Genomic DNA, 26,576 nt, shown 5'->3' on the forward strand with positions numbered 1-26,576 from the left:
ACCACTACTACTGCCTTCATGGTTCGGGACTTTCACCCTATAGATTGCACCCATGCCGGGCGCACGAAAAGGGCTGCTCCAACGCAACCCCCACCATGAAATAAAGCATCCCTAATTAGGGAATGAAGTTTTTATTTAGCTGCCCGTCCCTAATTCCTATGTATAAATAATATTATACGTGGATTTAATCACTCCGTTTTGATATTGTTTCATTTCAACTAAATCTAATTTCAGACCTGGCTTAACACTGCCAAAAAGAGGGATACCTTCACCGATGATGATTGGATTCACTTTCAGCACCAATTGATCTATGAGTTTATGTTTCAACAACGTTCCAGCCAATTCGCCGCCCCCGCAAAGCCATAACTTACCGTCACTTTTCTGCCTTAGGTCTTCAATAAAAGCTACGGCGTTTCCTTTTATAAGTTCTACTTCCCCGTTCGATTCAAACTGAAGGGAGAGTTCGAGAATATATAATGTTTCAAACCCTTATAGCCTGGTTCACCCGGTTTAGCTCCGAATTGAAATCCAAATTCATATGTTTTACTTCCCATCAACACTGCTTCATATTTCTGGATATCGGATAAAAAGTCTGGGACATGATCACCTTCAAATAAGAAAAAAGATTGATTGATATTCCCATCCAACATTGCTTGATCGGCAATGAAATTGTCCAGTGAAACCGCTACATGATATACCAATTCTGCCACTTAGTCATCCCTCCAAAAGTGATTACACATTTTACATGAACACTTCTCCATTATCCTCCATATGAACGTTGTCCCTCAAACTTTGGCAAAATGGATCAGATAGCCATATCCATTATTCTTTTGATATGATCTTCATTTGTTTCGACACCCACTTGAGTACAAAGATATTTATTTAGTCTAAGGAATTCTGGGATCATACCTCTCAACGTTTTAATAATTTCATTTGAATTACGTCCACAACTCCAACTTTCTAAAAGGGATAATTGTTTTTCATCTAATTTACTTATTTTGCCCTCGATTTTCGACCAAACTCCATATGGCCCATCTATATGTTCTCCCATTTCCATATACCACCCAGACACAATCAGCCACCGTATCCTATCTAGATTGGATAGTGCATATAACATTTCTCTCCTCATAAGGGCTCTGTAGGTTTCATGGACAAAAGCAAGCAGCTTTCCTCTCCAATGTTCAACTTCATCTGGTGAAGGTTTATACACTTGCTTTGCTGATTCCTCAATAACATGTCCCATAATATGAAAGGGATCATAAATGACTTCAACCTCTTTTAACCAGATGGAAGGTACCATTTCCTCAGGTGAGTGATACCAGCTATCCACTTTCACAAAGGTATCATAATGAGTTACGACATACGGTGAAGAAGGATTGTAGTCTTCGTGAAATAAAACATTTCCCCAGTTATTGGCTCTATCCCTTTTTCCCTTTAAAAAATCTGCTTTCCGTTCTGAAATAACAATGGTGTGTAAATCTATATCAGAGTAATGATCATAGTTTCCTTTTGCTAATGAACCGGCTAGGTAAATAGCTAAAACATCAGGATCTGCTGATAGATCCTTTAATGCCTTTTTCAAATGAATATCGCGTTGTTTCGGTAAAAATACATCTCTTTCTTTATGTTTACTGACAAATCCCGCACACAGAAACCATCTCCTTTTTTTGTAAAAACCTTAAATGTAATATATTCGTGCATCAGGAGAAAAAACCTTCCGCTGAACAGGCTTATTAAGGAAATTAAGAGCTTCCGAAAACTTTTTAGGCTTTTATTAGTTTCTTGGCTAGGGATCAAGGCTCCACTTCACCTTGCACAGGCTGTCTGTAAATATTTTCTTACCTGGACCGGTTTTCAATTTTACAATCAGTTTTCTATATCGTGGAATAGCCCCTATCCACGTTCTTCCCTATGTGATATTATTTTGAATATTAAGATAGAGGGAGGCGCCATTCCATGTTTCTTGCAAATACACCTGAACCACCCTATTACGCTTGTATTTTCACTTCTCAAAGAAACGATAGAGATGCTACAAGCTACAATTCAACCGCTGATTTCATGGACGAACTTGCCGCCCAACAAGATGGCTATTTAGGAGTCGAAAGCGTAAGAGATCAAAACGGAGTAGGAATTACCGTATCCTATTGGAAATCCCTAGATGCCATTAAGCTTTGGAAAGAAAATGCTGCCCACAAAAAAGCACAAGAAAAAGGAATGAAAGATTGGTACTCGTCATACACAACCCGAATTTGCAAGGTTGAAAGAGATTATACAATCAAGTAAGCAAACTAAGACTTCATGTACATAGATGTTGTGTTTATGAATTTTCTGCTATAGAAAAAGACCGCTTTTTAGCGGTCTTCACACTGTAATAAGAAAATGTCATTAAGATCTTCTTTTATGAGTGAGTACATATATAAATCATCGAATTTGCCACAGGTATATTCATAATGCCTCAGCAATCCTTCTCTTCTAAATCCTTGTTTTTCCACTAGTTTATAGGATGGGCTATTAGCAGGTTCAATTAAAGCTTCTATCCTTTCCAGGTGAAAGTGACGATAACCATACTTTACAACGGCTTCCAATGCTTCACTTGCAATGCCTTTTCCCCAATGCTCTTTATTTAATTCATATCCAATTTCAGCTCGATGATGTTTGGTGACCATATTCAGGAAACCGCAACTGCCTATAACCTTACCGGATTCTTTTAATGTAATTCCCCATCTAATTCCTGTACCTTCTTTGAATATAGATTCGTACCACTTAATTTCATCCCATACTTCATTTTCTGATTGGAATGGATATAACCCCATTGGCTTCACGACATCTGTATCAGATAGGTATGTAAACATATCTCCAGCATCCTCTATTGTAACTTTCCTTAAAATCAATCGGCGTGTTTCAATAAGCGGAAATGCTTTTTCCATCCAAATCCCCTCCCCCCAAGTCCCTTTTTCCATTCTTTACTATTTCAATCATTACCTAATTAATGCCGATAATCAACTCTTTATCGCTGTAAGAATTATTGAATCCTCGTTAATGTTAATAATAAAAAGGCGTTCTACTTTTGTAGTATCGCTTTTTATACCATTTACTTGATTCAAGCATTTATAAATCAATTTCTGTTACTGCTGAAATCATTTAGAACATTGGCCTCCGATTTTTATCGTTCTTTAACATTTCATCAGGGCATCGGTTCCTTAACTGCTCTTATGCTGAAACCTGCACCAATCAAGTCATTTATATATGTCGGAATTTTCAGTTAATAAGGTTTTTTCACGCACACCTTCAGATCGATAGTTCCCAACTGGCCAAAACAGATGATTTTCTTGTTCATCTACATACCAAGTTTGCTCTTTGCGAGAAGTGAAGGTTGGATGTCAAAGTCATCTCATACGCAAAAAAATTGCATCATCATTTTTGTTTTGTTTCACTTTTCATACATCTCCTATAAATCAAGATAGCCTCCTAATACTACGTCAATTTCAGTAGGCTATCTATCTCCTTCTTACCATTTCATTCACCTCATTTTTCTTGATGAATCATTGTCCTTATACTTTCAAATGCTTGTTTATTTACCTTCTCATCAGAGGTTCAGATTCAATCAAACCATAACATATAATTTTATGATTAAAGCGTTCCTTCAACAAGGTAAATCAAACGCATTAGGCCTTACCTCCTAATGTGTTTTGCAGGAATAAGTCTTTTTTACTCATCCTTAATAAGTTATCAAGAAGATAAGCAAACTATATCCATATTGCAGCTTATAAGAATCTCCCTGCCTAGGCTTAGTTTTCGACAAATTATCCAGGTAGTAAATAAAGAATAAATGAATAACGGTTATTCTTAAAATCGCTTAATCAATATTTAATGGGGTGAATGTTTTATGAGAATGAAAAAAGCTTTTATAGGTCTCTCACTCTTATTTATGATTGTTCCTGGTATAGCTAAGTCGGCCGATTCTTTTAATCCCGCTTCTAAAAATGATCGTAGCGGTATCGTGGCAAATTGGAAATTCACAAAACAACATGTTAAAAGCGGTTCAATCGATAAAGGTAATTTAATTTTAGAAGATACAAGCAAACAAGGAAATGATTTAAAGTTAGTGACGATAGGTGATCCTGCCTCGCCTGAATTGAAAAATATGATTCAATGGTCTGAAGAAGATTATTATGATCAACAAGAAGGGGGAAGCATGAAATTCGCAAATTACGAGAACGCGCCTTCAGGAAGATATTTCAAAACCAAAAAGGATGCACCAATAAATTCTGAGAAATTCGATAAAGGTTTTACCATTGAAGCGGTTTTTAAGTTGCCAAGGGAATCCAAGAGCGGCATGGGTCTCTTTTCCAGACAAGGACAGGCTGCCGATCTTAATAAATTGGAAGGCGAGAAGAAAATCCTTTCGGCATTAACTATATCCAGTGATCAAAAAATACACTGGACAAGCCATCCATCTAATTTAAATTATAATGTAAGCAATTGGTCCCGAGCTTTAAATCCTGATGAGTGGTACCATTTGGCGGTCGTTAATGATAGTTACACGACTACTTTAACTTTGAATGGCGTAAGTGATTACGGAAAATCAGAAAAGGTCATAGGAATTGCAGCATTAAAAGGTAAAGGCTGGAACATCGGAGCATCTGAATGGGGAAATAAGCTGGGTGGACTATTCGGGGGGAATATCCAAGAAATACGTATTGCTAATAAGGCTTTGACTGAAAAAGAATGGATTGTGCAGGATGCTCGCGATGATAAACCATTCGAAGGATCAAACAAAGCGTTACCTTTTCTAACGAATAGAAAGAATTATAATTTTCTTTTTGTTCCAGATGTCCAGAAATATTCAAGCCAAAATCCCGAGATTTTCAATAGCCAAATGAACTGGATTTCCAAAAACACTAAAAAGAACAATATTATTATGAATACATTTGTTGGGGACATAGTCGATAATGATTTAGAAGAACAATGGCAGAATTCCCTCGGAGCCATTTCCCATATGGATAAAAAAGAAGTTCCATATATGATAGCGGCCGGAAATCATGACTATGCTAAAGGAGATCCTTTCTTAACACATTATGGGCCGAAGCGTTTTGTTAATAAAAAATACTATAAGGGGTCTTCTCCGTCTGGATATAGCTCTTATGCAATGGCTAAAGCAGGAAGTTATGAATACTTAATCTTAATAGTGGATATGAAAAGTCTGCATAAGGACTTGGAATGGTCAAAACAGGTTCTAGATCAACATAAAGATAAACCGACGATCCTCGTCTCACATGATATTATTTACCCTAAAGTTAAAGATGATAAAACCATTGCCGCCGAGTCTTCCAATGGCCGACTGATTTGGAGGGAACTTGTTAAGGACCACAATCAAGTGTTCATGACGGTAAATGGACATTATTTTGGAATAGCACATCAGGTCAAACAAAACTCAGCAGGAAATGATGTCATTCAAATGCTAGTCAATTACCAAACGAATTATCGAGGGGGGAATGGCTGGCTACGACTTGTAGAATTTGATGAAAAGAAAAAAGAACTGATATTCCGTACTTTTTCCCCATTTGTCGATGAAATGTCTAAAAAAGAAAAATCTTATATCGATTATAAATTTTTAACTAGCGAAAATAATTCATTTAAATTGAATTGGGACTTTAAAAATAGATTTAACTTTAATTAATTTCACTAAGATGAGAAAAAATCCACTACCCTAGGTGTAACCAAGCTATATCATCAACCTAGGGGGATTCCTTTATTTGGAGCCTATTTTTCTACTGAAATTTAAGCGACATGCTTAGTTCGTAATTTTTTCCAAAACCAGATAATCTTTAGATTTAGTAATTGATATATTTTTTTCTTTACCGTAATTCAGTATATCCTTTAAGACCTCATCTGGATTAAAACCAAAAATCCGAATATTTAGCCCTTTTTTCAAACAGATAATAACGCCTTTGGTTGCCCATCCGCCAGTTGTGAATTTCAACTGGATGATTTGTTCAGGGTAGATTACTTTTTTATAGATTGGCATTTTCCAAAATTTTATTTGGTAAGATAAACAATCATTCTCCATGATAAATTCATAATGAATGAAGAATGCTGCGAGAAGAAAAACCAATATTGCAAATTGAATGTAACTTATGAATCCAATGGAGAAATCTTTTATAATGATGTTAGGAAGGATTATACTTGACATTAAAAATCCTAATAGCACCCTTTGAGTTCTTGCAATATAGATCATTCCTATCCCCTTTTAGTCTTATTGATGAAATATCTTTTTACTTTTCTCTTCTTTTAGCCCCACCTTATCAGTGACTCGAGCGACATTCTTTGTTTTAGTTTATTTGAATGAAAGTTATGATTCGCTACATGGTTACGCGGACTTAATCAAAGTCGCCCTCAAATGTAAAAAGTAGTCAGTAGATAACCTAGTTTCCCAGATACAATCAATCCCAATGTAATTACGAACTTGCCCCAGGATGTCATAATAAAACAAATAAGGGCAGGGGTATTCCTGAGTTAGAATAAACCATGAATTTTCATGCAGCTTTTTTCATCACTGATTGATACTTTCCGAACAAATTGACAACAAGGACTCCGAAAATGGCAATCACGCCGCCAATTACTGAAAGAGTACTCGGCACCTCTTGCAGCCAAACCCAGGCGACGAAAATGGCAATAACAGGTTCAATGTATAACAGACTAGAAACGGAACTGGCTTTTCCTAGCGAGAGTGCAATTGCCCATGTAACATAACCGATGGCCGCAGGGAAAATACCAACAAAAATCGCTGATAAGTGACCTTCCATTGTAGCTTGTTGAATTTCTTGAAAGAGCCCAGGAAAGAATATGAAAAAGGGTATCGTACCAATCCATGTGAAATAAGCTGTCAATTCAATCGGATTATAGCGGCTAAACAGCGGCTTTTGGAAAACAAAAAACACCGCAGAAGCAACAGCAGACATCAGCACTAAAAAGGCTCCTTCAGATATATTTAGTGATGGGCCTGCAGTACCTAATGTTATTAAGGTGATTCCTATGAATCCAATGCCTAAACCAATCCATCCCAATAAACCAAGGCGTTCTTTTAAAACGATTGCAGCAATGATCGCGATGAAAACAGGTGCTGAACCAATCAGCATTCCAGCGGTTCCCGCCGAAACGGTTAGTTCCCCGAATGTCACCCCGATGTGGTAAATACTAATACCAATTAATGAGAGAATCGATATCCTTAACATATCCCCTTTTTTCGGGAGTCGGAATTTCACCCCAGGCCATAGAGCATAAAGGACAAAAACCCCTGATGCTATTAGATAACGAACAAGCACCAAATGGCCAGCTGAATACCCGCCATGCAAGCCTGCACGAATAGCAGCGAATGTAGATCCCCAAATAATAACTGTAATAAATGCCAATAAAAATGCCTTTGTGTTCAAAACCTATTCCTCCCAACCATTCCCTATAAACTGAAGGTATCATGGATACGTGAGAACTTCAATAAAATTTCTATCTCGCTGTGAAGTGTCACAGTAAATAACGATTAAAGCACTATCTGTCAGTAATCATCGCCGACGAACTAAATGCCAGATAGGCTTGGAAAGGAAATCTTTATGGATCCCGATTAGAAAAGCATGCTAAACAAAAGGTGCTTCGTATAGGAAGCACCTTTTGTTTAGACAGTAACAAACTCGATATTAAGATTGCCTATATTTTTTTGAGTGAGTGTAAAATATGAACGTTGATTAAAAATTCAGATAGAATCCCTTTTGTCTACAAAATTGTTTACGATTAACTTTTCCAAATTTAAGCTTAATTGAAATATTGTCTTGAGGCTTTTACACTGTAACCGTTTTGTGCTGCAATACTGAAAAATAACGGTTAAAGTGTAAATTCAATTAATTATTTTCTGGTTTCCAAGATGAAAAGCGTCTTTCAATAATGCCTAATAATGAAGTGAGAATAATTCCTGTAATCGTAATGACTAACACGCCAACAAACATGCGATCTGTTTGTAGATTTTGACCATTGCTTGTCAATTGGTATCCGATACCAGCTGTAGAAGCGAATAATTCACCTACAACTACTGCAATTAATCCTTGACCTATTCCTAAGCGAATACCATTTAAAAGGAATGGTACCGTCGAAGGCAATGCAATTGTTTTAAAAATTTGAAATTCACTTGCACTAAATGTCCTTGCTGCTTTTATTAAGTTTTGATCTAATGTTAACATAGCTTTTTGAGCGCTCATCACTATTGGAAAGAAGGCCATCAAAAATACGATAACAATTTTTGATGCTGGTCCTATTCCGAATGCAATGATGATCACTGGTAATAGGGCGACTTTAGGAGTTACATATAGTCCTGAAATGAAGGGGTTAACTACAGCATTAAAGTTAGAGTTCCAACCCGATAACACACCTATTGGGATTCCAATAAGTATGGCTAAAACAAAGCCTGAAACAAATTCGTAACCACTTACTTTCATATTTTCCCAAAACGAAACTTCTTGGACCATTAAAACTGCGGCTTGGGCAATTTCAATTGGTGAGCTTATGAACAATGGATTTATCCATTCATTTTGAGAGGCAGCTTCCCAAAGCAACAGGAATATTAAAACAGAAGCAACACTGATGAAAAATGACTTTTTTTCTTTTTTCATTTTCTTCGCCTTTTTTATCTTTTGGTTTGATTGTGTAAGTTGGATCGTACCCTTCGTCATAGTATTCTCCTTTCACATTAATTATTTCTCTTTATTATCGAAACCTTGTTTGGAAGACTCCTGTTCAATAATGGACCAAATATGATCTACAAACTCTAAAAATTCCGGGCTACGCTTTACATGGAGATCTCTCGGTCTAGGTATATCAACATCTACAACCTCCACTACACGTCCTGGCCTTGCCCCAAAAACAAAAACTCTATCAGCTAAAAATACCGCTTCATCAATTTGGTGTGTAATGAAGAGACTTGTCTTTTTTGTCTCATCCCATATTCTAAGTAACTCACCTTGCATAAATTCCCTGGTTTGTGCGTCCAATGCCGAAAATGGTTCATCCAGTAAGATTAATGACGGGTTTACCGATAATGCCCGAGCCAAGTTTACCCGTTGCTGCATCCCCCCTGACAATTCGTGGGGATAATGATTTTCATAACCTTTTAAACCGACCATTTCAATAAATTCTTTGGCCTCTTTCTTTTTCTCTGCGGTTATTTGCTTTAACAGTTCAACACCATAGAGAACATTTTCCAAAACAGTTCTCCAAGGTAATAGACTCGGGTTTTGAAAAACCATTGCCCTGTCCTTGCCGGGACCATCAATTTTTTGCTGATCTAATAGAATTTCTCCCTTACTTGGTTTTAGCAATCCAACTACAGTATTTAAAAAAGTGGTTTTTCCACAGCCGCTCGGCCCAACAATACATATAAATTCACCATCTTTAATATTTAAATTTATATTCTGCAGGGCAATCACTTCTGCACCAGTTTTACTATTTACGTAAGTAACGTCTAAAAAACGAGTAGACAACTTAAAGTTTTCCAGTTGTGCATTTTCCATCTTAATTATCATCTCCTTTTCATCCTAATTATTTTTTAAAAGCCTCTTCTATATAACTATTTGTCCAAATAACATCTTCAGTTGTATCCTGTTTAGTAGAAACGCCTGATATCTTGCCAAATTCAACTAATGGATCCTGGGCATTATCCCAAGCCTCTTGATTCATTTCTCCATAGCCTTTAAAAGTGTTTTTCAACCCGATTAGTGATTCCTCTAGAATATCAACATCAATTCCATCAAAATAAGATACGATCGATTCAGCTGCCTCTCTTGGATTATTACGTGTGAATTCCATACCTTGCCCAATTGCCCGAACTACTTTCAAAGATGTTTCGTGATTTTCTTCTAAGTATTCTTTTTTAGCAAATACAGCTTCCCAGACCATATTCCCATACATTGGCTCTTCACTTGTATTGATTACAATGTTTCCTATATCTTTACTTTCCGCTTGTAAACCCATTGGGGGTGATGCTATTCCCCCGTCAACAATCCCCTCCTGCATACCGCCAATCTTCGATCCATCTCCTGCTAATTTGACGGTTTTAAGAGTATTGGGATCAACTCCATGCATTTGCATTAAATGACGGGTGTATACGTCTCCAGAATCTCCAACAAGATTTGTACCAATAGTTGCGCCGTTCAATGAAGCCACTCTATCTTCAAGCGATGAGTCTTTAGAAACATTCTTTTTCTTTTGATATTGTTTAGAGAGTGTAATTTGATAGGTTAGCGCAGAATTTAAAGATTGAATTGCCAATAAATCTTCACCTTTGTCAAGAGGAGTAAACATACTTCGAGGACCTGAGACTGCAAACTGAGCTTCACCTGATAATACAGAAGCAATTACTTGTGCTCCTCCACCACCAGAAACAATCTCAACTTCAATTCCTTCCTTTTCAAAAAAACCTTGCTCAATGGCTACATACAAAGGGGCAACTGACAATAACCGTGCAGGTTCCGTAAAAGTAAGCTTTACCGCTTTTCCTCCTGAATCCCCTTTTTTTTCAGTAGTTGTTTCGTCACTTGGACCGCATGCAGATACTATTAACACCAAACAAAGCAGAACGAACGCCAATTTATTCTTAAACATATTACTTACCTCCCTAAATCAAATTTAATTCACTAACTAACTATTTTCCTCCTCTTTTTTTAGTTTTATATACGAAACATCTTTTCATATACATATCAATTCTAAATCAGCCGTCCTATTTTGGTCAATCGTATTTTCGAAATTTTTAGATAACTAAGTAGATTACTGCACAAAAAAACACTCATTTAAAATCATGAGTGCCCTTTAACTCTTGAGATACAATTTTCTGCTTCTGTAAAAATAACTCTACTGTTCATCCTTCTAATAAAGGAAAAAGACTTAATGCTACACCAATTTTAACGTTTGCAATATAGGATCAAAATCAATATTAAGAATATGTTTTTGTTAAGGATAGCCCATTATAAACATAATCCCACATAGTATCATCATTAGGACCATCGCTGGGTACTTGCACTGTACAAATGCCCTTGATTCCCCAGTCGATTTCATTAACATCTTTCAAGCATGCTATTGGATCAATGAAGAGGATATTAAATTTTCCCGGTATCATTTCAGACAAGACGGATTGCAATTCCACTGCTTCGTGACCTGAAACTGCCCCCCACCTAACGAATAAGATGGATTTGCTATTTGTAATTATTTCAATAAACTTATTTATTCGGTAATTGAGTTTTTCTTTGTAAGCAGGGTAAAGATGGGTCCAATCTTGATTAGGTATTATAGGGAAATAATGAACTGAAATAACATTATAATAGGCCATAACGAATTTTCAGTTCATCGGTTTCTTTGGAAATGTACCTATTATTAAGCGGTAGCGGCTATTTTCCGCGTTAACTATTTTTTCTTTAATTGCTTGTACCTCCTTTTTTATATCTTATGAAGCTTCCTGGAAATCTGTATAGTACTTAATAGTTACTAACAGCCCTTTTTATGTTTCTGAAAAATAAAAGAAGCCTTGCTGGGGGACTAGGTAAAAGTGAATGACTATCTAAATACTGTCCACTTTCCACCATTTATTGTAGGGTCAATAACCTTTTTCCTGTTAACTTATCAATACGGATGGGTACACCAGGAATGTTTTCTTTTCTAAATTCTCAATCTGATTAATATCATCCACTTCAAAGTCAAGATGCCTAGACCCTCTTGCTTCAGGATAACTTGGGCAATTGGGGCTATAAAAACAGAACAATTCCAGCTGATATTCCCCCGACCACTTGGTGTCGGGTATGACCTTGAACGAGAAGCTATGACCTCAAAAGAGTTTTTCAATAGGTGGTGAATCAAATAATCCAAGTTATTACTTTCTTCTTATTGAAAAATATTTCATTTTATGTCAATTGAAACCGAATTACAAGTTTGTTATCTTAGAAGAATGAACCGGTTCATGATTATTTACTGTATAAATATTAGACAATATAAGGAGAGATGAAACCATGACACAAGAACAGAAGTCAACGAGCGCAGTGGAGCAGTATGCTAATCTCATCCCCATGAGAGAAATTGATTCGAACGCAGATCAATTATTTCCATTTCCAATCTTTAATGATTTACGGCAAAAAAGTCCTGTAAGGTACGACGAGTCTCGAAGTTGCTGGGATGTGTTTCGATATGAAGACGTTCATTATATTCTAAAAAACCCAAAACTGTTTTCATCGGAACGAGGTTCTGGAACTTTGCAAGGAAGCATTTTGACAATGGATCCTCCTAGACATACGAAAATGAGAAACTTAGTGAACAAGGCCTTCACTCCTAAAGCAGTAAAGGATTTAACAAATAAAATCGAAGAAGTGACACTTTATCTCCTCGATCAAGTTAAAGAGAAGGGAACTATGGATCTCGTTCATGATCTTGCTGGTCCGTTGCCTGTCATAATAATTGCCGAATTATTGGGGATCCCCACTAAGGATCGAGATCTTTTTAAAACTTATTCCGATGTTCTCGTGGAAGGGGCCAAAGACAATTCTAGTGAAGCCTTCCAAAGAATGACACAAAAACGCAAGGAAGGAAACGAGTTTCTTAAAGAATATTTCAAAAAAATAATTAAAGAGAGAAAAAATAATCCTGAAGAAGATTTAATTTCGCTATTAATAGAGGCAAAAATTGATGGGGAGAAATTAACAGAAGAAGAGTTACTATCTTTCTGTGTTTTATTATTAGTTGCGGGGAATGAAACAACAACTAATTTAATTACAAATGCCGTACGCTATATGACAGAAGATAAAAAAATACAAGAACAAGCTAGGACAAATCTGCCTTTAATACCAAAATTGGTAGAAGAAACATTACGCTTTTATCCTCCAATACAGGCAATTGGCCGTATTGCAAAGGAACATGTCAAAGTTGGAGGCAAAACAATCCAAAAAGGGGAACAAGTGATTTGCTGGGTAGCTTCGGCAAACCGGGATGAACAAAAATTTGCAGAGCCTAACCGGTTTACGTTAGAAAGAAAGTTAAATCCTCATTTGAGTTTCGGGTTTGGTATTCATTTTTGTTTAGGGGCCCCACTTGCACGTCTGGAAGCTGAAGTAGCTCTCGTGACTCTATTAAGTACATTTTCCAAATTGGAAGATGTAAAAGGGACTAAGCTGGAGGCGATTCCAAGTCCGTTTGTTTTTGGAGTGAAAAGCCTTCCTTTAAAATTCACAAGATAATGGGCCTTGCTGCCTAAGAATAAAACATAGATTGGGCAATATAAAGCCTATCAATAACAAAAAATGAGGTTTTTCCATATAATCCCAATGAAATAGAGAGTGTATTAGTTACGACCTTTCCCATTGGGTTTATTTGGAAATGCCTTTGTCAAGTTTGAACCCTATATTTATTATTGATGTACTCGGATTTTATGACCTAAAAATACAAAAACGAAAATGAAAATCACAAAATGGTTTTCACTTTCGTTTAAATACTATTTTGGGGTTTAGCGCATCTAACTTGTTCACTTCACTTTGGCATGCTTTTCTTTACCAATTATCCGTTTTATCTAATAATTGATCAATGTCAAATGTATCGAGATGGAATGGAATTGACTCCTCGGCAATTTCTTCAGTATCTAATAGCAATTGGTCAATATTAATTATAGCCAAAACAATTCGCCTTCCTTTTTTTCACTTCTCATATTAAATATAATAAACATTACGTTTACTAGTTAAACCTTTTGAGGGTATTATTTGTCATTTATTTAAGTATTTAATGTAAAAAAGAAAGAAGTCATGTCACAGTCCGAAGAAATAGTGAGAAAAATATTAAGTGTCTTTTTTTGTTTTATGTTCAGATAGGGATATTGTGAAGGTTTCTACTTAAACTAACAGATGCGCTAGTTCATTAAGGTACGAAAAAGATCCATCTTTTTTCAAAACATCCCCTTTCTATTTATTCATTTATCAAGGTTTCTTGTATTAACTTGATCAAACTTTGTTTCAAAGCCACACTTTTCCGATTTCCTTTTTTTCTAAATAGCTATAAATCGGTGTGTCACTTTCAATGAACGATTTCATCATGTCAATATCCTCGGTCCAAACTTTTCAAGACGTCCACGCGCTCTTGCAGCAGAACGTCCTGCAGCCGAGCGTTCCTCAATCAAATTACGATCAAATTCCGCAAACGCTGCGAACAGGTGAAACATCAATAGACCCTTTGCCATATTTGAATTTTCTTAACGTTGTAAATCCGCATTTTTCTGACGCTGCTCCTTTTAGTAATGTTTATCATCCAATTAAAAAGACGCATGAATCATAAATAAAATAAGAAACCCAATAGCCAGTTTAAAGTGCCATTTTTTATCTTTTCTTTTGAATCGTCTAAGCCCCATAAATAGGAGGAAAATCAAAAGAAAAATAGCGAGAATTCCCGTGATATGCGTAAAGTCCCATTTAAATCCTCTAATGATCGCCAAATATCCATGAAGAAAAACGACTCCAGTAGATGCTAACGCAAGGGGAACATGCCATTTTCTTACTAACTTTCCGAGAAACTGTAGGAAACTTTTTATTTGAAAGTTCCTCCACTTTATCGTTTTCAAACGTTTCCACTTTAATAAAAGAAAAACAGGATAGATAGCAAAAACGGCAAAATATAAAATTCTTGAAATCGACCCAAATTGTTTTACGATTATCTTAAAATGTTTGTAATCTTGCATCATTAGCTGCTGATGATTAAGGGAAATAAGTAAAAGTCCTATGAAAAATAAACAAATGGTTATGGTTAAACAGATAATGATGATTCTTAGTTCTTTTGGATTTGGAATATGGCTGGATAAAAAGTGATTGTTTTTTCTTGTATTCCGTTTTGAACTCATCGTATAGTACCCCTAGTCTTTTGAATGGAAAATATATTGTCAGTATAAATGAAAATTCAATGAAAATTGGATTATTTTTATAGAATACACGGAAATATCTAAAACTATACTTTAGGAAAACTAAAGAACCCTCCTTTATCCATCAATGGATAAAAGGGCAGGGCAGTATAGCTTATTATGATTAAAACATTTTTAGGAATTTATGGATACGGGATACCTTGCTTTAATTTTTTTATATAATAGACTATAGGAGTTAAATGAATGAAGAACTTCAAAAATTAATTAAAAATTTAATACAAATTGAGCATGTTCAAGCCTCAAGATTCTGTTATTAATGTATGAAATTTTACATAATCATACATTCAAATTCAAGTGAAAGCTCCCCTTATTTGGGTAGTGTTAAAATGCCGAATATGTACAAGTTAAGAAATCTGCGGTAAAGCACCCGACAATTGGAGTATGTTTTACGTGAAATGGTGCTAGGACCCTAATCATTAGAAGCTTGAACAATCCATTCATATCTTTTTCGCAAAAAATACTTTTTAAAGGGAATACTAAATTGAAGATGTTCCTTACATAAAATATCATAAAACCATCAGATGGCAATTCTAGAAAACCTTACTTAAGTGGAAATCAAGAATGAACGGGGGATGAGTGTGAACGGGAAAAATACTGCATTACTTATAATTGACCTTCAAATAGGATCATTTTCGGATAAACTTATATATAAAGATGATGAATTATTAAAAAATATTCAATTCCTCATTTCAAAGGCCCGAATTGAGCAGGCCCCTATTTTTTTCACGAAACACAATGGTAAAGCAGGAACCCTTAATTACAAAGGAAATCCTGGATGGGAAATTCATCCGTCGATCCCTCTTTTAAAAGAAGACGTTATAATTGAAAAGGATTATCCTGATTCATTTCAACAAACGGATTTACAGCAACAATTAGTAACCAGAAAAATAAGTCGAATTATCATTACGGGAATTCAATCGGAAATATGTGTAGATGCAACTTGTCGTCGAGCATTTAGCCAAGGTTATGAAGTTATTCTCGCAGAGGATGGTCATAGTACATGTGATTCTAACATTTTAAACGCTTCTCAAATAATCAATCACCATAACAACATACATGCCGAATGGTTTGCCAGTGTAAAAAAAACCGAAGAAATTTTCTTTTAATGATTTTATAAACAGACAAATGTGGCAGAAAAGAAAAGGAAATCTCAGTCATCCCTCAATATAAAAGAACCTTTATTTTAGGAAGATTTTGATATCGACCTACAATTGACGGAGCTTGAATCCATTTGCTGACGGAGTGATATAACAGTAAAAAATAGCCAAACTATTGCAATTAAGCGAGCATATTATTCGTCACCTCCCGTTTTAATAAGCTCAGCTGAATCAACTGCATTTATCATTGGCTTTGCGATATCAAGTAGTTCAGAGGCATTTTTTGTTACAAGTCATTTAGTTTTACAGACTTTTTAACAAAGAAAAAACAGACCGAAATTTTGAAGTCGGTCTTTAATCCTTATTAAGTAAACATAACAGTAAACAAAATTTAACTTTAAGGAACTCCTTTTATTGAAAATAAGTGAGTTAAATGAACAATTATTCAGACAACGTTACTCATTTTGCTTCATCGTTTTTTTCTGTTTTTCCAGATAAAAACCATCCACCCAAAGCAATAAGAAGCATGACTGTCCAAAAGATTATATTCCAAATGGGCCCTTCAACAAAATCATGGGGAATAATGTGCACGGAAGGATGAGCAAGAGTATGCATTAATAATTTAACCCCTACCCAACCTACGATTAACATTGCTGCTGTTTCGAGGCTAGGTCGATCTGTCAATATCTTAACGAAGTAACCTGCAGCAAACCGAATGACGATTAAGCCTGCAATTGCTCCTATTAATATAACAATGAATTTAGCCCCATCCATACCTCCAATATCGCCCATGGGGGTATCTGGCAAGGCAATGACTAGAGCGACTGCAGCTAAAATGGAATCAATGGCAAAGGCAATATCAGCTAATGCAATTTGTGCAACGGTCATACGGTAGCTTTTCACTTTTTTTTCTTTTTCCCCGTGGTCCTTTTTTAGTAAATGTTTTAAAGAGATGAAAATCAAATACGCAGCACCAATCGCCTGGACCTGCCAAACGTGGAAAAGGTAGGAAATCGTGAAAATTGCACCAATCCTGAATATAAAAGCTAAAAGTAATCCAATATTTATTGCTTTTTTTTGCTGTTCTTTTGGTAAATGCTTCGACATAATGGCTAAAACCAATGCATTATCAGCAGATAATAAACCTTCTAAAAAAATTAAAATAATTAAAACCCAGCCATACTCCAATAATAAAGATAGTTCCATAATACCTCCCTATAAGCATGTATAAGTATGTGTAAATGACTTCAATATCGTCTTTATACATTTAACCGGAATTATAAACCCTCCAACACTTTCTCCTCCATTATTGTCCCATTGTATCCACTTCCTTATTCAACCCTTCCGTCCCATATGCTCCATAAGAAAAAGAGCTGCCGAAGCAACTCCCTTCTTGAAGTTTGGCTCTATAATATATTCCTTTATGCTTAAACTTAGTTCCTATTGAGGAAAATTGGGGTTTTAAACTTAGATTGACTAATCCAAAATACTTCATTAAGTTCGGCAAGCATCAACTTTGTTTAATTACCGAATCAGGAATTAATCCCCTACCATTCCACTAAATGTAATTCTATAAAATGTCCGTTGTGATGTTCCTAGCTTCTGCTGATGTACCAGAGATATTCGTAATACTGTATTAAGAATCGATAAAAGGGATTTAATAAATAAATACTTTATCTTATTGATAGATGGTTGATAAAAGGGAGGGATACAGGTATGCATGAACTGATAGAAAAAGCGAAAGAGCTTCAGGGCAGTGCATGGAAAAAAGTCTTGCAGACATCGTTGCAAGAACGATTAGATGCTACAGAAAAGAATGACATGATCCTTTTTCAGATTTTAGCGATGCAGAAATGCTCCAGTGGTTTCTTCACCGGCGAGAGCATTTAAAACAGCTACATGAAAAGTCCGCCAGCACCATACAAGCCTATGAGCGAGAACTTATTTAATTTATTGTTCAATCACTCACTTATTTGGTGGAAATCATTGTAGATTTGGAAAAAGTTATGGAGGCTTCCCTCTTTAAATCTCTATCTACCCGGCACATTCAATGTATCAGGAAAGGTTATCAGAAAAAAGCCCCGATGTCGTAACAAAAGGAGCTTATTCTGTTGCCACATTATCCAGAAAGAAAACCATCATTAAGAGTTTCTTGAAATTCCTGTTCGAACAGGCTATAAAAAGAACGCCATGCGATTCATTTGTGGTAATAAGATGTTTTTGGTGAGTATATATAATAGAAGAAAGTCGTCATATTTAGAGAAGTTTTTGCTGGATTTTTGACCCCATTTGAGTGGTGCACTCTTAAAAAAATTGATTCGAAAATGGTTAAAGATTGAAGATATGAAAAAAGGTCGAGAATTTAATAAAAGATACTCTCCATACCTTGCAATTCAAACGTATGATCAAAGGGGAGAACAAGTCATCAGGAAGACTTGTTCTCCCTCTTTTTTAGAATAATCCTTTTGATTCAGAAAGCCTAGCATGTATTTGCTGCATATCTTCAGCTTTATATTTTTACAATGTAATTAAACCGGCCTTCGGTAAAGACCAAATTAACTTTTAATACTCCATGAATCTTGATCCCTTTTAATATAGCCTTTTTGTTCTCATTGATAATTCTTGTGATAGGTTTAAAAGTCGGATACCAATTCTCTAGTAAAAAACGGCACAGCCAATATTATCTTACGATGAGCAGAAAAACCAGGGTTGTTTTTATATTCGTATTCCCTCTACAATACCTGCCTTATGAAACCTTTTCACATTAATAGGGCAAAAACAGCATCCCGGCCTTTTTCCCTTCAAAAAACCATCTCTTTGCCCATGAGAGTAGCATCATAATTACTACGAAAGATAGTAGGAGATGTCCCCTGGAACATTTTAAAAAGTCGGCTCATCCATATTGGAATATTTTCATTTTTGGTTTTTAAGAATGCTGGCAAATCTTACTGAACACCATTAGTTAATCGACCAATGTTCTCGACTTCAACAACGACCTCATCCCCCGATTTAATCGGGCAGCTGCCAGATGGTGAACCCGTGGCCAAAATGTCACCTGGCTCCAGCGTCATCACCTGCGAAAGCCAGCTGATTAAAAACGGAATGCTCAGAGACATTTGATTGGTATTCCCGTCTTGGACAACGCGGCCGTTTAATGTGGTCACAATTCTCAAATTTGTAGGATCTACCCCGGTAACGATGCACGGCCCCAAAGGTCCGAATGTATCAAATCCTTTGCCCCGCGTAAACTGTGGATCTTTTTTGGTAAGGTCTCTTGCTGTGACGTCATTAAATATCGTGCAACCGAACACATAATCAAGCGCATCTTCTTCTTTAATGTTTTTTCCGCGCTTTCCAATGACAAGGGCCACTTCCCCTTCAAGTTCCACTTGATTGGATAGATCGTTTGGAGGAAGGATAATTTTCTCCTTGTCTGCAATAAGCGAAGATAATGGCTTTAGGAATAGAAATGGTTCTACAAGGTTTGCCTCTCCCCCTGTTTCCTTCGCATGACCTGCATATGTCCAGCCGAAATTAACCACTTTCGAAGGTTTTACAGGTTCCAGAATTTTTACATCACTATATTTCAGCTCTACCCCGTCATACTTTATTTCCTTGTTGACAAGTTCAGCAAAACTGCTAGACAGTTGTAATATCATCTCATCCTCAACAATACCGTAATGTATTTTGCCCTGTTGATTCTGATAGCGGACTATTTTTTGCGTTTTTTGTAGCACTTGCATAATGAATTAACTCCTTTGATAAGTAAGGTATACTGACTTAGATAATATATAATTCGGGTCTAACATAATCGCAAACGATGAATCCAACTCCATAATAACCATAGCTCAACAATGGGCTCAGTAAGTGAAGCCCTGGTGGTAGATTGTTTTATTCGATGAAGTACGAAAACGGCTTTATACGATTTCATCGAAACGTTGAATAATGAGCAAGCAATGCAGTTGAAGCACTTACACTACTTTTAAAACAATAAGTCAGACGGAAACATATGCGGTGGATTTGTTCATATGTCTGCACATCTTTTTTATTACATGGCGTTTTTCTTTTTTAAAGTGGAAGCATCTTGAGAGTGTTCCCAACATTCAACATTTTCAAGACCTTTAATGCTGTCTTTATAAAAAACAGGATCTTGACCAGCTTTTTTCTGTTTCATATAATCACTTAATGCTGCAAAAGCTACTTTTGATAATAAGAGAACGGCAATTAAGTTTACGATAACCATCAAGCCCATAAATAAATCTGCTAAATCCCATACAAGCTCGACTTTTGCAACCGCTCCGAATACAATCATGGTGAAAGCGCCTATTCGATATAGAATCAACCATACTTTACCTTTGTGTAAAAATCGAATATTTGTTTCCCCATAATAATAGTTACCAATTAACGAACCGAATGCAAATAGGAAAACAAAGATCGCAAGACAACCTGATGCCCAGGAACCGATGTGTTCAGTTAATGAAGTTTGTGTAAGTGCAATACCAGTTAGCCCTGGTTGTTTATAAGCATCCGAAAGTAAAATAATAAATGCTGTGCTTGTACAGATGATCAGTGTATCCGTTAATACGCCAAATGCCTGAATAAGTCCTTGTTTCACCGGATGACTTGTTTTTGCCGTTGCGGCAACGTTTGGCGCACTTCCCATACCAGCTTCATTCGAGAATAAACCACGTTTAACGCCATTCATGAACGCAGCGCCGATTGAACCGCCTGCCAGTTGTTCAAAGCCAAACGCGTTATGAATAATAAGAGAAAGAATTTCCGGCATTTTGGTTATGTTCATCGCTATGACAAATAATGCCATTCCAAGGTATAACACACCTAGAATCATCACCTTGTATTCAGCAATTTTTCCAATACGCTTCACACCGCCAAAGATAATCGCAGCGAAAGCAAGTGTCATGATAATCCCTACAGTTAAACGATCTGCCCCAAATGAGTTCTTAAAAGCAATTGTAACGGTATTTGATTGTACAGAATTGAATACAAGACCGAAAGAAAGCGTAATTAAAATGGAGAATAATACTCCCATCCAACGTTTGTTTAATCCTTTTTCCATATAATAGGATGGACCGCCTCGGAAACCAGTTTTATCTTTTACTTTATATACTTGCGCTAACGTACTTTCTATAAAGCTGGTTGCCGAGCTAATAATTGCAATAATCCACATCCAGAATATCGCTCCAGGACCGCCTAATGCAATCGCAATCGCAATTCCTGTAATATTACCTGTCCCAACGCGGGCGGCCATACCAATACAGAACGCTTGAAAGGGGGAAACGCTGTCTTCAGAACCCTTTCTTCCTTCCAATAAAACACGGACCATTTCCTTTAACATTCTAACCTGTACAAATTTCAATTTAATTGTGAAATAAATCCCACAAGAAACAAGCATAATAATTAATAATTTTGACCAAAGGAAATCATTTGTTACGCCAATCACATGATGTAATAACTGTTGCATTTAAACACCTCTTATTAAAATTTAGTTAGCTTAGAAGATACTTGTTTTTTTCAATTTTAAAAAGGATCAACTTCATCAACTGATGAAGTCTGTCCAAAGACAGGAGTTTATAGTTCCTAAAAATTGGATTTAATGACTTAATGGCAGTATCTCAAAAAGATAACGTAATATCTGCTGCAATCGTTGTTTCCATCATTTCTTTTACCTTTTTTGGATCTGTTGTTTTTCCTAGCACCCACATCAATTTCGGCACAATTGCTTCTGTGTTCATATTTTTAGAACGCACTACACGATTATGGTCAATTTTCCGACCAACTTCATATATATCCATGTCTTCTCCTTCTTCTAGACATTGAGTCGTAATGACAACAGATACACCGTGCTCGGTTAATTCAATCAATTTCGCTAAAATGTTGCGCACTTGAAAAGGAATACCACCACTTCCATAGCTCTCCACAACCACTCCTTTATACAAACCTTTTAGGCAGTCAAAAAATTCTGGTTTTATCCCAGGATGTAATTTAACAACCGCCACATCTGTACAAAGTGATGTATCTAATTGAATGTGTTTATTTTTTTGGATATGAATGGATTTATTATATTCAATTATGTCATCATGTATCGATGCAACATACGGATAATTAATACTTTCAAAGGCATCATAGCTTTTCGTCCTAAGTTTAATCCCTCTTGTCCCTTGAATGACTTTGCCGTCAAATACAATATATACCCCACCTATTTCTTCACAAGCAAAACGGATGGCATCTGAAATGTTTCGTTTTGCATCTGTTTTACTATACGAAATAGGAATTTGCGAGCCTGTAATAACAATCGGTTTTGATGCATCCTGTAACATATAAGAAAGTGCAGCTGATGTGTAACCCATTGTATCGGTGCCATGCGTAATAATAAATCCATCATACTGATCGTAATGTTCGTAAATAACATTCGCCATATCTATCCAAAACTCTGGTTGCATGTTGGTGCTATCAATGTTCATTAACTCCTTCGTATCAATATGGCAACGTACATTTAATTCAGGTATGTAACTTAATAGATCATCGGCATGCAGTTCAGGTGCAAGTCCGTTTTCTCCTTCAATTGAGGCTACTGTTCCGCCAGTCGTAAACAACATTAATTTTTTCAATGATAATGGCTCCCCTATCTATTTTTTACAATAAGTTTTTCAAAAGAAAGTATTCAATCCGCGTGCATTTATTCAATTCGCGCACTTTTAATGTAATTATAGTTACATAAATATAATAATTCAAGATAAAAATATTCAATTTTCGTACACTTCCTCCACTTTTTGAATCCACAGAACAAATAGTGAATATCAAAAAGGTAATTATTTCAGTAATTTCAACTTAGATGTTTAAGCATAAAAAACCATATACCTCAACGTGTTTATATGTTTTTAAAGAGAGTATTATATTTTTTTCTAAATGTTTTTATATACGTGAATCATTTCGCGAAATAATATAGAATAATAATCTTCCAATTTTAAAATCTTTAATTGGTGGACAATTGATTTTATCCCATGTCGGATAATATACCGCCAGTCCAGATTTAAACATACAGTATCCTTAAAATTTCGTATTTTATCAACTCAACACTTTTTACAATCCTATCCATTTCAGCAGACAACCTATTATTTTTAAGTTTTAGGATTTCCATCTTATCAATAAGATTAATTGAGCTCTCGCCCTCATATAACAGGGAAAGGTGCAACATTATTGCGGCTTTTTGTTATATATTAATCCCATGAAATTAAGGCTTATTTTTTAGTACCTTTAAAAAACGAATAAAATTCAGTCTTTCCCCAAATAATAAGTAGACTAATAAGCAGGGAGGGATTTATGTGGATGTTAAACGTGTAAAACAGATTCTTTCTTCATCATCTGACATTGAGGTGAGATATAATGGCACTTCAGTATGGATTGATAATTTAAATGAAGACGGCAGAACTGCTACAGTACATCTCAGAGGACCATTAGAGGAAAAATCAGAAGTGGGCATTGATGAACTTAAAGAAATATAATGAATTTCAATTAAAAATAAGCTCCTCTCTTATAGAGAAGAGCCCAGACTGTAGACAAACTCGATGAAAATCGAGTTTGTCTACATTTTTTTTGAGGGTTTTAAAAATTCGAACGTTGATTAGAACGTAGGGCACTCGCTTTCCGCGGGCGGTCCGGGAGCCTCCTCGGCGCCTTTGCGCCTGTGGGGTCTCCCTTGGACGCGCTTTTCCCGCAGGAGTCTCGCACACCCGCTCCAATCAACTTTGTTTTAACAATTAGATATAACCGCTTTTGCCTACAGTCTTTTTTGTTTTAAAATAGGAGTATTAAAACTTGAGGTGATGACTATGCTTTCGAAACTTAATTCTATTCAGCGAGATCAACTTGAAATGATTACTTTGGATCAACTGGTGCCACCGAACCATTTGGTTCGTAAAATGGAGGCTGCCATTGACTTCACTTTCATTTATGACTTGGTGAAAGAGATGTATTCAGAGGTAGGACGCCCAAGTATTGATCCAGTTATTTTAGTTAAACTGACATTGATTCAAAATACCTTCGGTATTCGTTCGATGCGTAAAACAATTGAAGAAGTTGAAACGAATATGGCTTACCGTTGGTTTTAGGTTACGGTTTCCATGATAAAGTGCCTCACTTCTCAACGTTCGGGAAAAATTACGAGTGACGCTTTAAAGATACTGACCTGTTTGAACAGATTTTCTATCGCATCTTAATGACAGCTTCCGAAAGAAAGTTAATAAGTGCAGAGCATGTATTCGTTGATTCCACTCATGTGAAAGCCAGTGCAAATAAGCGAAAGTTCGCAAAGAAAGTCGTTCGCAAGGAAACACGAGCGTATCAAGAACGCCTTCAAGAAGAAATAAATCAAGATCGTGAAAACCATGGAAAGAAACCTTTTCCACCAGATAAATATTATAAGGAAGAAACCAAAGAGATTAAAGAAAGTACAACAGATCCTGAGAGTGGTTACTATGTGAAAGATGAACGGACAAAACAGTTTGCCTATTCATTTCACACGGCTGCAGACCGCAATGGTTTTGTGCTAGGGTCGATTGTAACACCTGGAAATACGCATGATAGCCATATGTTAGAGCCACTGGTTGAACAAGTGATTGAGAAAGTTGGAAAGCCTGAAGCCGTTGCCGCAGATGCAGCTTATAAAACACCAGCGATTACAAGTTACCTATTTAACAAAGAAATCATACCGGCTTTACCTTATACACGGCCACGAACCAAAGAAGGATTCTTCCGCAAACTTGAGTATGTTTACGATGAACATTTTGACTGTTACCTTTGCCCATCGGGCGAGATTTTAAAGTACTCAACAACCAATAAAGAGGGATATCGTGAGTACAAATCTCCCAAACACATTTGTAAGACATGTTCATTTTTATCACAGTGTACAGAAAGCAAAGACCATCAAAAAGTGGTGACACGGCATATTTGGCAAACACATGTGGAAGAAGCAGATCATCTGCGTCATCATCAAGATGTAAAAACTATATATGCGAAACGTAAAGAAACGATTGAGCGTGTATTCGCAGATGCAAAAGAAAAGCATGGTATGCGTTGGACAACTTTAAGGGGACTTAAAAAATTGTCGATGCAGGCGATGCTTACTTTCGCTGCCATTAATTTAAAGAAGATGGCCAATTGGACATGGCGAGGTCCAAAAATGGCCTAACATAGTGGGCTCGTAGAGACCCAAGCTCTTAATCCTGAGCAAAATTCCAAGAAAATATCAAAAGGGGTTCGGAATTAATACATTCCGAACCCCTTTTGTCGACAAACTGAGCTCCTCTCTTATAGAGAAGAGCCTTTTCTTATTTCAACCTTATCTTTTGACCGATATAAATTTTGTCCGGGTTTTTAATGCTGTTAAGACTAACAAGAGATTTTACGGTTGTTTTGTTGTTTTTTGCAATCAAGCTTAGTGTGTCGCCTTTTGTTACAGTATATGTTGTGGTTGATTCAGTTTTCAATGCACGGGAGTTGGGCGTCCTAAAAGAATTTACTGTATTTGTAAAATCCCTATAAGCTATATTCAAATCCACCTTTGTGCTGATACCACTTATCTTACCAGAATCGGAATGCTGCCAAATATCTGTGCTTCGTCCCAACGAGCTGTTGTATCGGGCAATCCACAAAGCGTACTTCGTCAATCTTGATTCATCTAAAGTATTTTCGAGAAAGTATTTACCAGTATAAAGCATAGCGGTGTATCCTGCTTCTTCGATAGAGTCTAAAAAAGCTATTGCTGCATCGGTTAACTTTTTTTTATTTGCACCTTTTTTATTTTCTTCAAGATCAAGAACAACAGGGTAATTTAAAGTAAAAGAGCTGATAGAATCTAAAAAATAAGCAGCCTCTGCCTTTGCCCCAGCAACAGTAGCAAACTTAGCATAGTGATAGGCCCCGACTTTCAATCCCGCTGCCAAAGCTTGAGGAGCATTTTCTTTAAAATACGAGAGCTTAGGATAATTCGTTCCCTCGGTTGCTTTAATGAATACAAACTTCATGCCGGCCTTAGCAACTTCATCCCAATTAATAGCACCTTGCCAATGTGAAACATCGATTCCCTTTACATTTTCCATATTAATATCCTCCTCTTTTTTCAAAAGGAAACCAACTCAATGTTGCATGATTATAATCCTTTTTCAAATATTTTGATTTTATTCGTTTATTTAAATACCTCATGGTGGAAACATACAGTCCTATTGTCCAAACTATAATTGTGGGGATATTATTGCCGTCATAAATACCATTCATTGGGTATCATCTAAAATTTTTTTCAGTGAAAGCATTTAAAGTCGTTAAAAATCAGATTGAAAGTAAAGTGCTTTAGTTTTCAACGTTTATTGTATGGCTATTCTGATTTTATTAATATTAGAAGGGGGGGCCTGCACATAACCCTGTCAAGTAGACAATAAAAAAAGAGTATTTCAAGCTGCGGCCTTTTCTCGATATTCAATCGGGGA

The 26,576-nt window shown here is 36.2% G+C and carries 19 protein-coding genes and 3 pseudogenes; 7 read left to right on the forward strand and 15 right to left on the reverse strand.

Going from position 1 to position 26,576, the window contains the following annotated elements:
- Nucleotides 1-156: 156 nt before the first annotated feature.
- Nucleotides 157-710: pseudogene (locus N9I19_RS19900) on the reverse strand (dihydrofolate reductase family protein).
- Nucleotides 711-805: 95 nt separating this feature from the next.
- On the reverse strand, nucleotides 806-1,582 hold the full coding sequence (locus N9I19_RS19905) for a nucleotidyltransferase domain-containing protein (RefSeq protein WP_317778765.1): 777 nt from the start codon (nucleotides 1,580-1,582) through the stop codon (nucleotides 806-808).
- A gap of 374 nt (nucleotides 1,583-1,956) precedes the next feature.
- Here N9I19_RS19905 and N9I19_RS19910 point away from each other — a divergent pair, with 374 nt between their 5' ends.
- On the forward strand, nucleotides 1,957-2,283 hold the full coding sequence (locus N9I19_RS19910) for an antibiotic biosynthesis monooxygenase family protein (RefSeq protein WP_061462640.1): 327 nt from the start codon (nucleotides 1,957-1,959) through the stop codon (nucleotides 2,281-2,283).
- 68 nt (nucleotides 2,284-2,351) lie between these two features.
- Here N9I19_RS19910 and N9I19_RS19915 read toward each other — a convergent pair whose 3' ends face one another.
- Nucleotides 2,352-2,927: a GNAT family N-acetyltransferase gene (locus tag N9I19_RS19915; protein WP_317778766.1), complete on the reverse strand. Its 576-nt coding sequence runs from the start codon at nucleotides 2,925-2,927 to the stop codon at nucleotides 2,352-2,354.
- 959 nt (nucleotides 2,928-3,886) lie between these two features.
- Between N9I19_RS19915 and N9I19_RS19920 the strand changes: the two genes are divergently transcribed.
- Nucleotides 3,887-5,680 carry a laminin G domain-containing metallophosphoesterase family protein gene (locus tag N9I19_RS19920; RefSeq protein ID WP_317778767.1) on the forward strand — a complete coding sequence of 598 codons (1,794 nt, stop codon included), beginning with the start codon at nucleotides 3,887-3,889 and terminating at the stop codon, nucleotides 5,678-5,680.
- A gap of 114 nt (nucleotides 5,681-5,794) precedes the next feature.
- Here the strand turns inward: N9I19_RS19920 and N9I19_RS19925 are convergent, their stop codons facing one another.
- The 5 genes from N9I19_RS19925 to N9I19_RS19945 all read right to left on the reverse strand — a co-directional run bounded on the left by N9I19_RS19925 (nucleotide 5,795) and on the right by N9I19_RS19945 (nucleotide 10,644).
- Nucleotides 5,795-6,238 carry a hypothetical protein gene (locus tag N9I19_RS19925; protein ID WP_317778768.1) on the reverse strand — a complete coding sequence of 148 codons (444 nt, stop codon included), beginning with the start codon at nucleotides 6,236-6,238 and terminating at the stop codon, nucleotides 5,795-5,797.
- 298 nt (nucleotides 6,239-6,536) lie between these two features.
- Complete coding sequence (locus N9I19_RS19930; RefSeq protein WP_089364878.1) at nucleotides 6,537-7,433, reverse strand: DMT family transporter; 897 nt, start codon at nucleotides 7,431-7,433, stop codon at nucleotides 6,537-6,539.
- Between the two features lie 459 nt (nucleotides 7,434-7,892).
- Nucleotides 7,893-8,657, reverse strand: a complete 765-nt coding sequence (locus tag N9I19_RS19935) for an ABC transporter permease (RefSeq protein ID WP_317778769.1) — start codon at nucleotides 8,655-8,657, stop codon at nucleotides 7,893-7,895.
- A gap of 81 nt (nucleotides 8,658-8,738) precedes the next feature.
- On the reverse strand, nucleotides 8,739-9,554 hold the full coding sequence (locus N9I19_RS19940) for an ABC transporter ATP-binding protein (RefSeq protein ID WP_317778770.1): 816 nt from the start codon (nucleotides 9,552-9,554) through the stop codon (nucleotides 8,739-8,741).
- Nucleotides 9,555-9,582: 28 nt separating this feature from the next.
- Nucleotides 9,583-10,644 (reverse strand): ABC transporter substrate-binding protein, encoded by a 1,062-nt coding sequence (locus N9I19_RS19945; RefSeq protein WP_317778771.1) that lies wholly within the window; start codon nucleotides 10,642-10,644, stop codon nucleotides 9,583-9,585.
- A 1,394-nt stretch (nucleotides 10,645-12,038) separates the two neighbouring features.
- On the opposite strand from N9I19_RS19945, the gene N9I19_RS19950 reads away from it, so the two are divergent.
- Nucleotides 12,039-13,256 (forward strand): cytochrome P450, encoded by a 1,218-nt coding sequence (locus N9I19_RS19950; RefSeq protein WP_089364883.1) that lies wholly within the window; start codon nucleotides 12,039-12,041, stop codon nucleotides 13,254-13,256.
- 765 nt (nucleotides 13,257-14,021) lie between these two features.
- On the opposite strand, the pseudogene N9I19_RS19955 reads toward N9I19_RS19950, so the two are convergent.
- Both N9I19_RS19955 and N9I19_RS19960 read right to left on the reverse strand, forming a co-directional pair.
- Nucleotides 14,022-14,242, reverse strand: a pseudogene (locus N9I19_RS19955) (recombinase family protein); the annotation flags it as partial.
- Nucleotides 14,243-14,317: 75 nt separating this feature from the next.
- Nucleotides 14,318-14,899 (reverse strand): hypothetical protein, encoded by a 582-nt coding sequence (locus N9I19_RS19960; RefSeq protein WP_089364884.1) that lies wholly within the window; start codon nucleotides 14,897-14,899, stop codon nucleotides 14,318-14,320.
- 656 nt (nucleotides 14,900-15,555) lie between these two features.
- Between N9I19_RS19960 and N9I19_RS19965 the strand changes: the two genes are divergently transcribed.
- Entirely contained in the window at nucleotides 15,556-16,083 is a 528-nt protein-coding gene (locus tag N9I19_RS19965) for an isochorismatase family protein (protein ID WP_317778772.1), read from the forward strand.
- Between the two features lie 450 nt (nucleotides 16,084-16,533).
- On the opposite strand, the gene N9I19_RS19970 is transcribed toward N9I19_RS19965, so the two are convergent.
- On the reverse strand, nucleotides 16,534-17,280 hold the full coding sequence (locus tag N9I19_RS19970; RefSeq protein WP_061462618.1) for a TerC family protein: 747 nt from the start codon (nucleotides 17,278-17,280) through the stop codon (nucleotides 16,534-16,536).
- A 510-nt stretch (nucleotides 17,281-17,790) separates the two neighbouring features.
- Here N9I19_RS19970 and N9I19_RS19975 point away from each other — a divergent pair.
- Nucleotides 17,791-17,964: a hypothetical protein gene (locus tag N9I19_RS19975; protein WP_317778773.1), complete on the forward strand. Its 174-nt coding sequence runs from the start codon at nucleotides 17,791-17,793 to the stop codon at nucleotides 17,962-17,964.
- A gap of 1,055 nt (nucleotides 17,965-19,019) precedes the next feature.
- On the opposite strand, the gene N9I19_RS19980 is transcribed toward N9I19_RS19975, so the two are convergent.
- The 3 genes from N9I19_RS19980 to N9I19_RS19990 all read right to left on the reverse strand — a co-directional run bounded on the left by N9I19_RS19980 (nucleotide 19,020) and on the right by N9I19_RS19990 (nucleotide 22,703).
- The gene (locus tag N9I19_RS19980; protein ID WP_317778774.1) at nucleotides 19,020-19,817 is read right to left on the reverse strand and encodes a fumarylacetoacetate hydrolase family protein; all 798 of its coding nucleotides are present in this window, start codon (nucleotides 19,815-19,817) and stop codon (nucleotides 19,020-19,022) included.
- A gap of 305 nt (nucleotides 19,818-20,122) precedes the next feature.
- Nucleotides 20,123-21,556, reverse strand: a complete 1,434-nt coding sequence (locus N9I19_RS19985) for an alanine/glycine:cation symporter family protein (protein WP_317778775.1) — start codon at nucleotides 21,554-21,556, stop codon at nucleotides 20,123-20,125.
- Nucleotides 21,557-21,707: 151 nt separating this feature from the next.
- The gene (locus tag N9I19_RS19990) at nucleotides 21,708-22,703 is read right to left on the reverse strand and encodes an asparaginase (protein WP_317778776.1); all 996 of its coding nucleotides are present in this window, start codon (nucleotides 22,701-22,703) and stop codon (nucleotides 21,708-21,710) included.
- A gap of 714 nt (nucleotides 22,704-23,417) precedes the next feature.
- Here N9I19_RS19990 and N9I19_RS19995 point away from each other — a divergent pair.
- A complete protein-coding gene (locus tag N9I19_RS19995) occupies nucleotides 23,418-23,597 on the forward strand; it encodes an H-type small acid-soluble spore protein (protein WP_061462608.1) in 180 nt (59 codons plus the stop codon).
- 327 nt (nucleotides 23,598-23,924) lie between these two features.
- Nucleotides 23,925-25,282, forward strand: a pseudogene (locus tag N9I19_RS20000) (IS1182 family transposase).
- A gap of 139 nt (nucleotides 25,283-25,421) precedes the next feature.
- Here the strand turns inward: N9I19_RS20000 and N9I19_RS20005 are convergent.
- A complete protein-coding gene (locus N9I19_RS20005) occupies nucleotides 25,422-26,192 on the reverse strand; it encodes a GH25 family lysozyme (RefSeq protein ID WP_317778777.1) in 771 nt (256 codons plus the stop codon).
- Nucleotides 26,193-26,576 lie beyond the last annotated feature (384 nt).

Source organism: Peribacillus sp. CSMR9 (genome assembly GCF_033141925.1).
GTDB classification, from domain to species: domain Bacteria; phylum Bacillota; class Bacilli; order Bacillales; family DSM-1321; genus Peribacillus; species Peribacillus simplex_A.

Coding starts and splice junctions, on each gene's coding strand:
- N9I19_RS19960 (WP_089364884.1), bottom strand. CDS start 14,899: ATGAGTTCAAAACGGAATACAAGAAAAAACAATCACTTTTTATCCAGC.
- N9I19_RS19950 (WP_089364883.1), top strand. CDS start 12,039: ATGACACAAGAACAGAAGTCAACGAGCGCAGTGGAGCAGTATGCTAAT.
- N9I19_RS19980 (WP_317778774.1), bottom strand. CDS start 19,817: ATGCAAGTGCTACAAAAAACGCAAAAAATAGTCCGCTATCAGAATCAA.
- N9I19_RS19920 (WP_317778767.1), top strand. CDS start 3,887: ATGAGAATGAAAAAAGCTTTTATAGGTCTCTCACTCTTATTTATGATT.
- N9I19_RS19910 (WP_061462640.1), top strand. CDS start 1,957: ATGTTTCTTGCAAATACACCTGAACCACCCTATTACGCTTGTATTTTC.
- N9I19_RS19915 (WP_317778766.1), bottom strand. CDS start 2,927: ATGGAAAAAGCATTTCCGCTTATTGAAACACGCCGATTGATTTTAAGG.
- N9I19_RS19985 (WP_317778775.1), bottom strand. CDS start 21,556: ATGCAACAGTTATTACATCATGTGATTGGCGTAACAAATGATTTCCTT.
- N9I19_RS19925 (WP_317778768.1), bottom strand. CDS start 6,238: ATGATCTATATTGCAAGAACTCAAAGGGTGCTATTAGGATTTTTAATG.
- N9I19_RS19945 (WP_317778771.1), bottom strand. CDS start 10,644: ATGTTTAAGAATAAATTGGCGTTCGTTCTGCTTTGTTTGGTGTTAATA.
- N9I19_RS19935 (WP_317778769.1), bottom strand. CDS start 8,657: ATGAAAAAAGAAAAAAAGTCATTTTTCATCAGTGTTGCTTCTGTTTTA.
- N9I19_RS20005 (WP_317778777.1), bottom strand. CDS start 26,192: ATGGAAAATGTAAAGGGAATCGATGTTTCACATTGGCAAGGTGCTATT.
- N9I19_RS19970 (WP_061462618.1), bottom strand. CDS start 17,280: ATGGAACTATCTTTATTATTGGAGTATGGCTGGGTTTTAATTATTTTA.
- N9I19_RS19975 (WP_317778773.1), top strand. CDS start 17,791: ATGCATGAACTGATAGAAAAAGCGAAAGAGCTTCAGGGCAGTGCATGG.
- N9I19_RS19940 (WP_317778770.1), bottom strand. CDS start 9,554: ATGGAAAATGCACAACTGGAAAACTTTAAGTTGTCTACTCGTTTTTTA.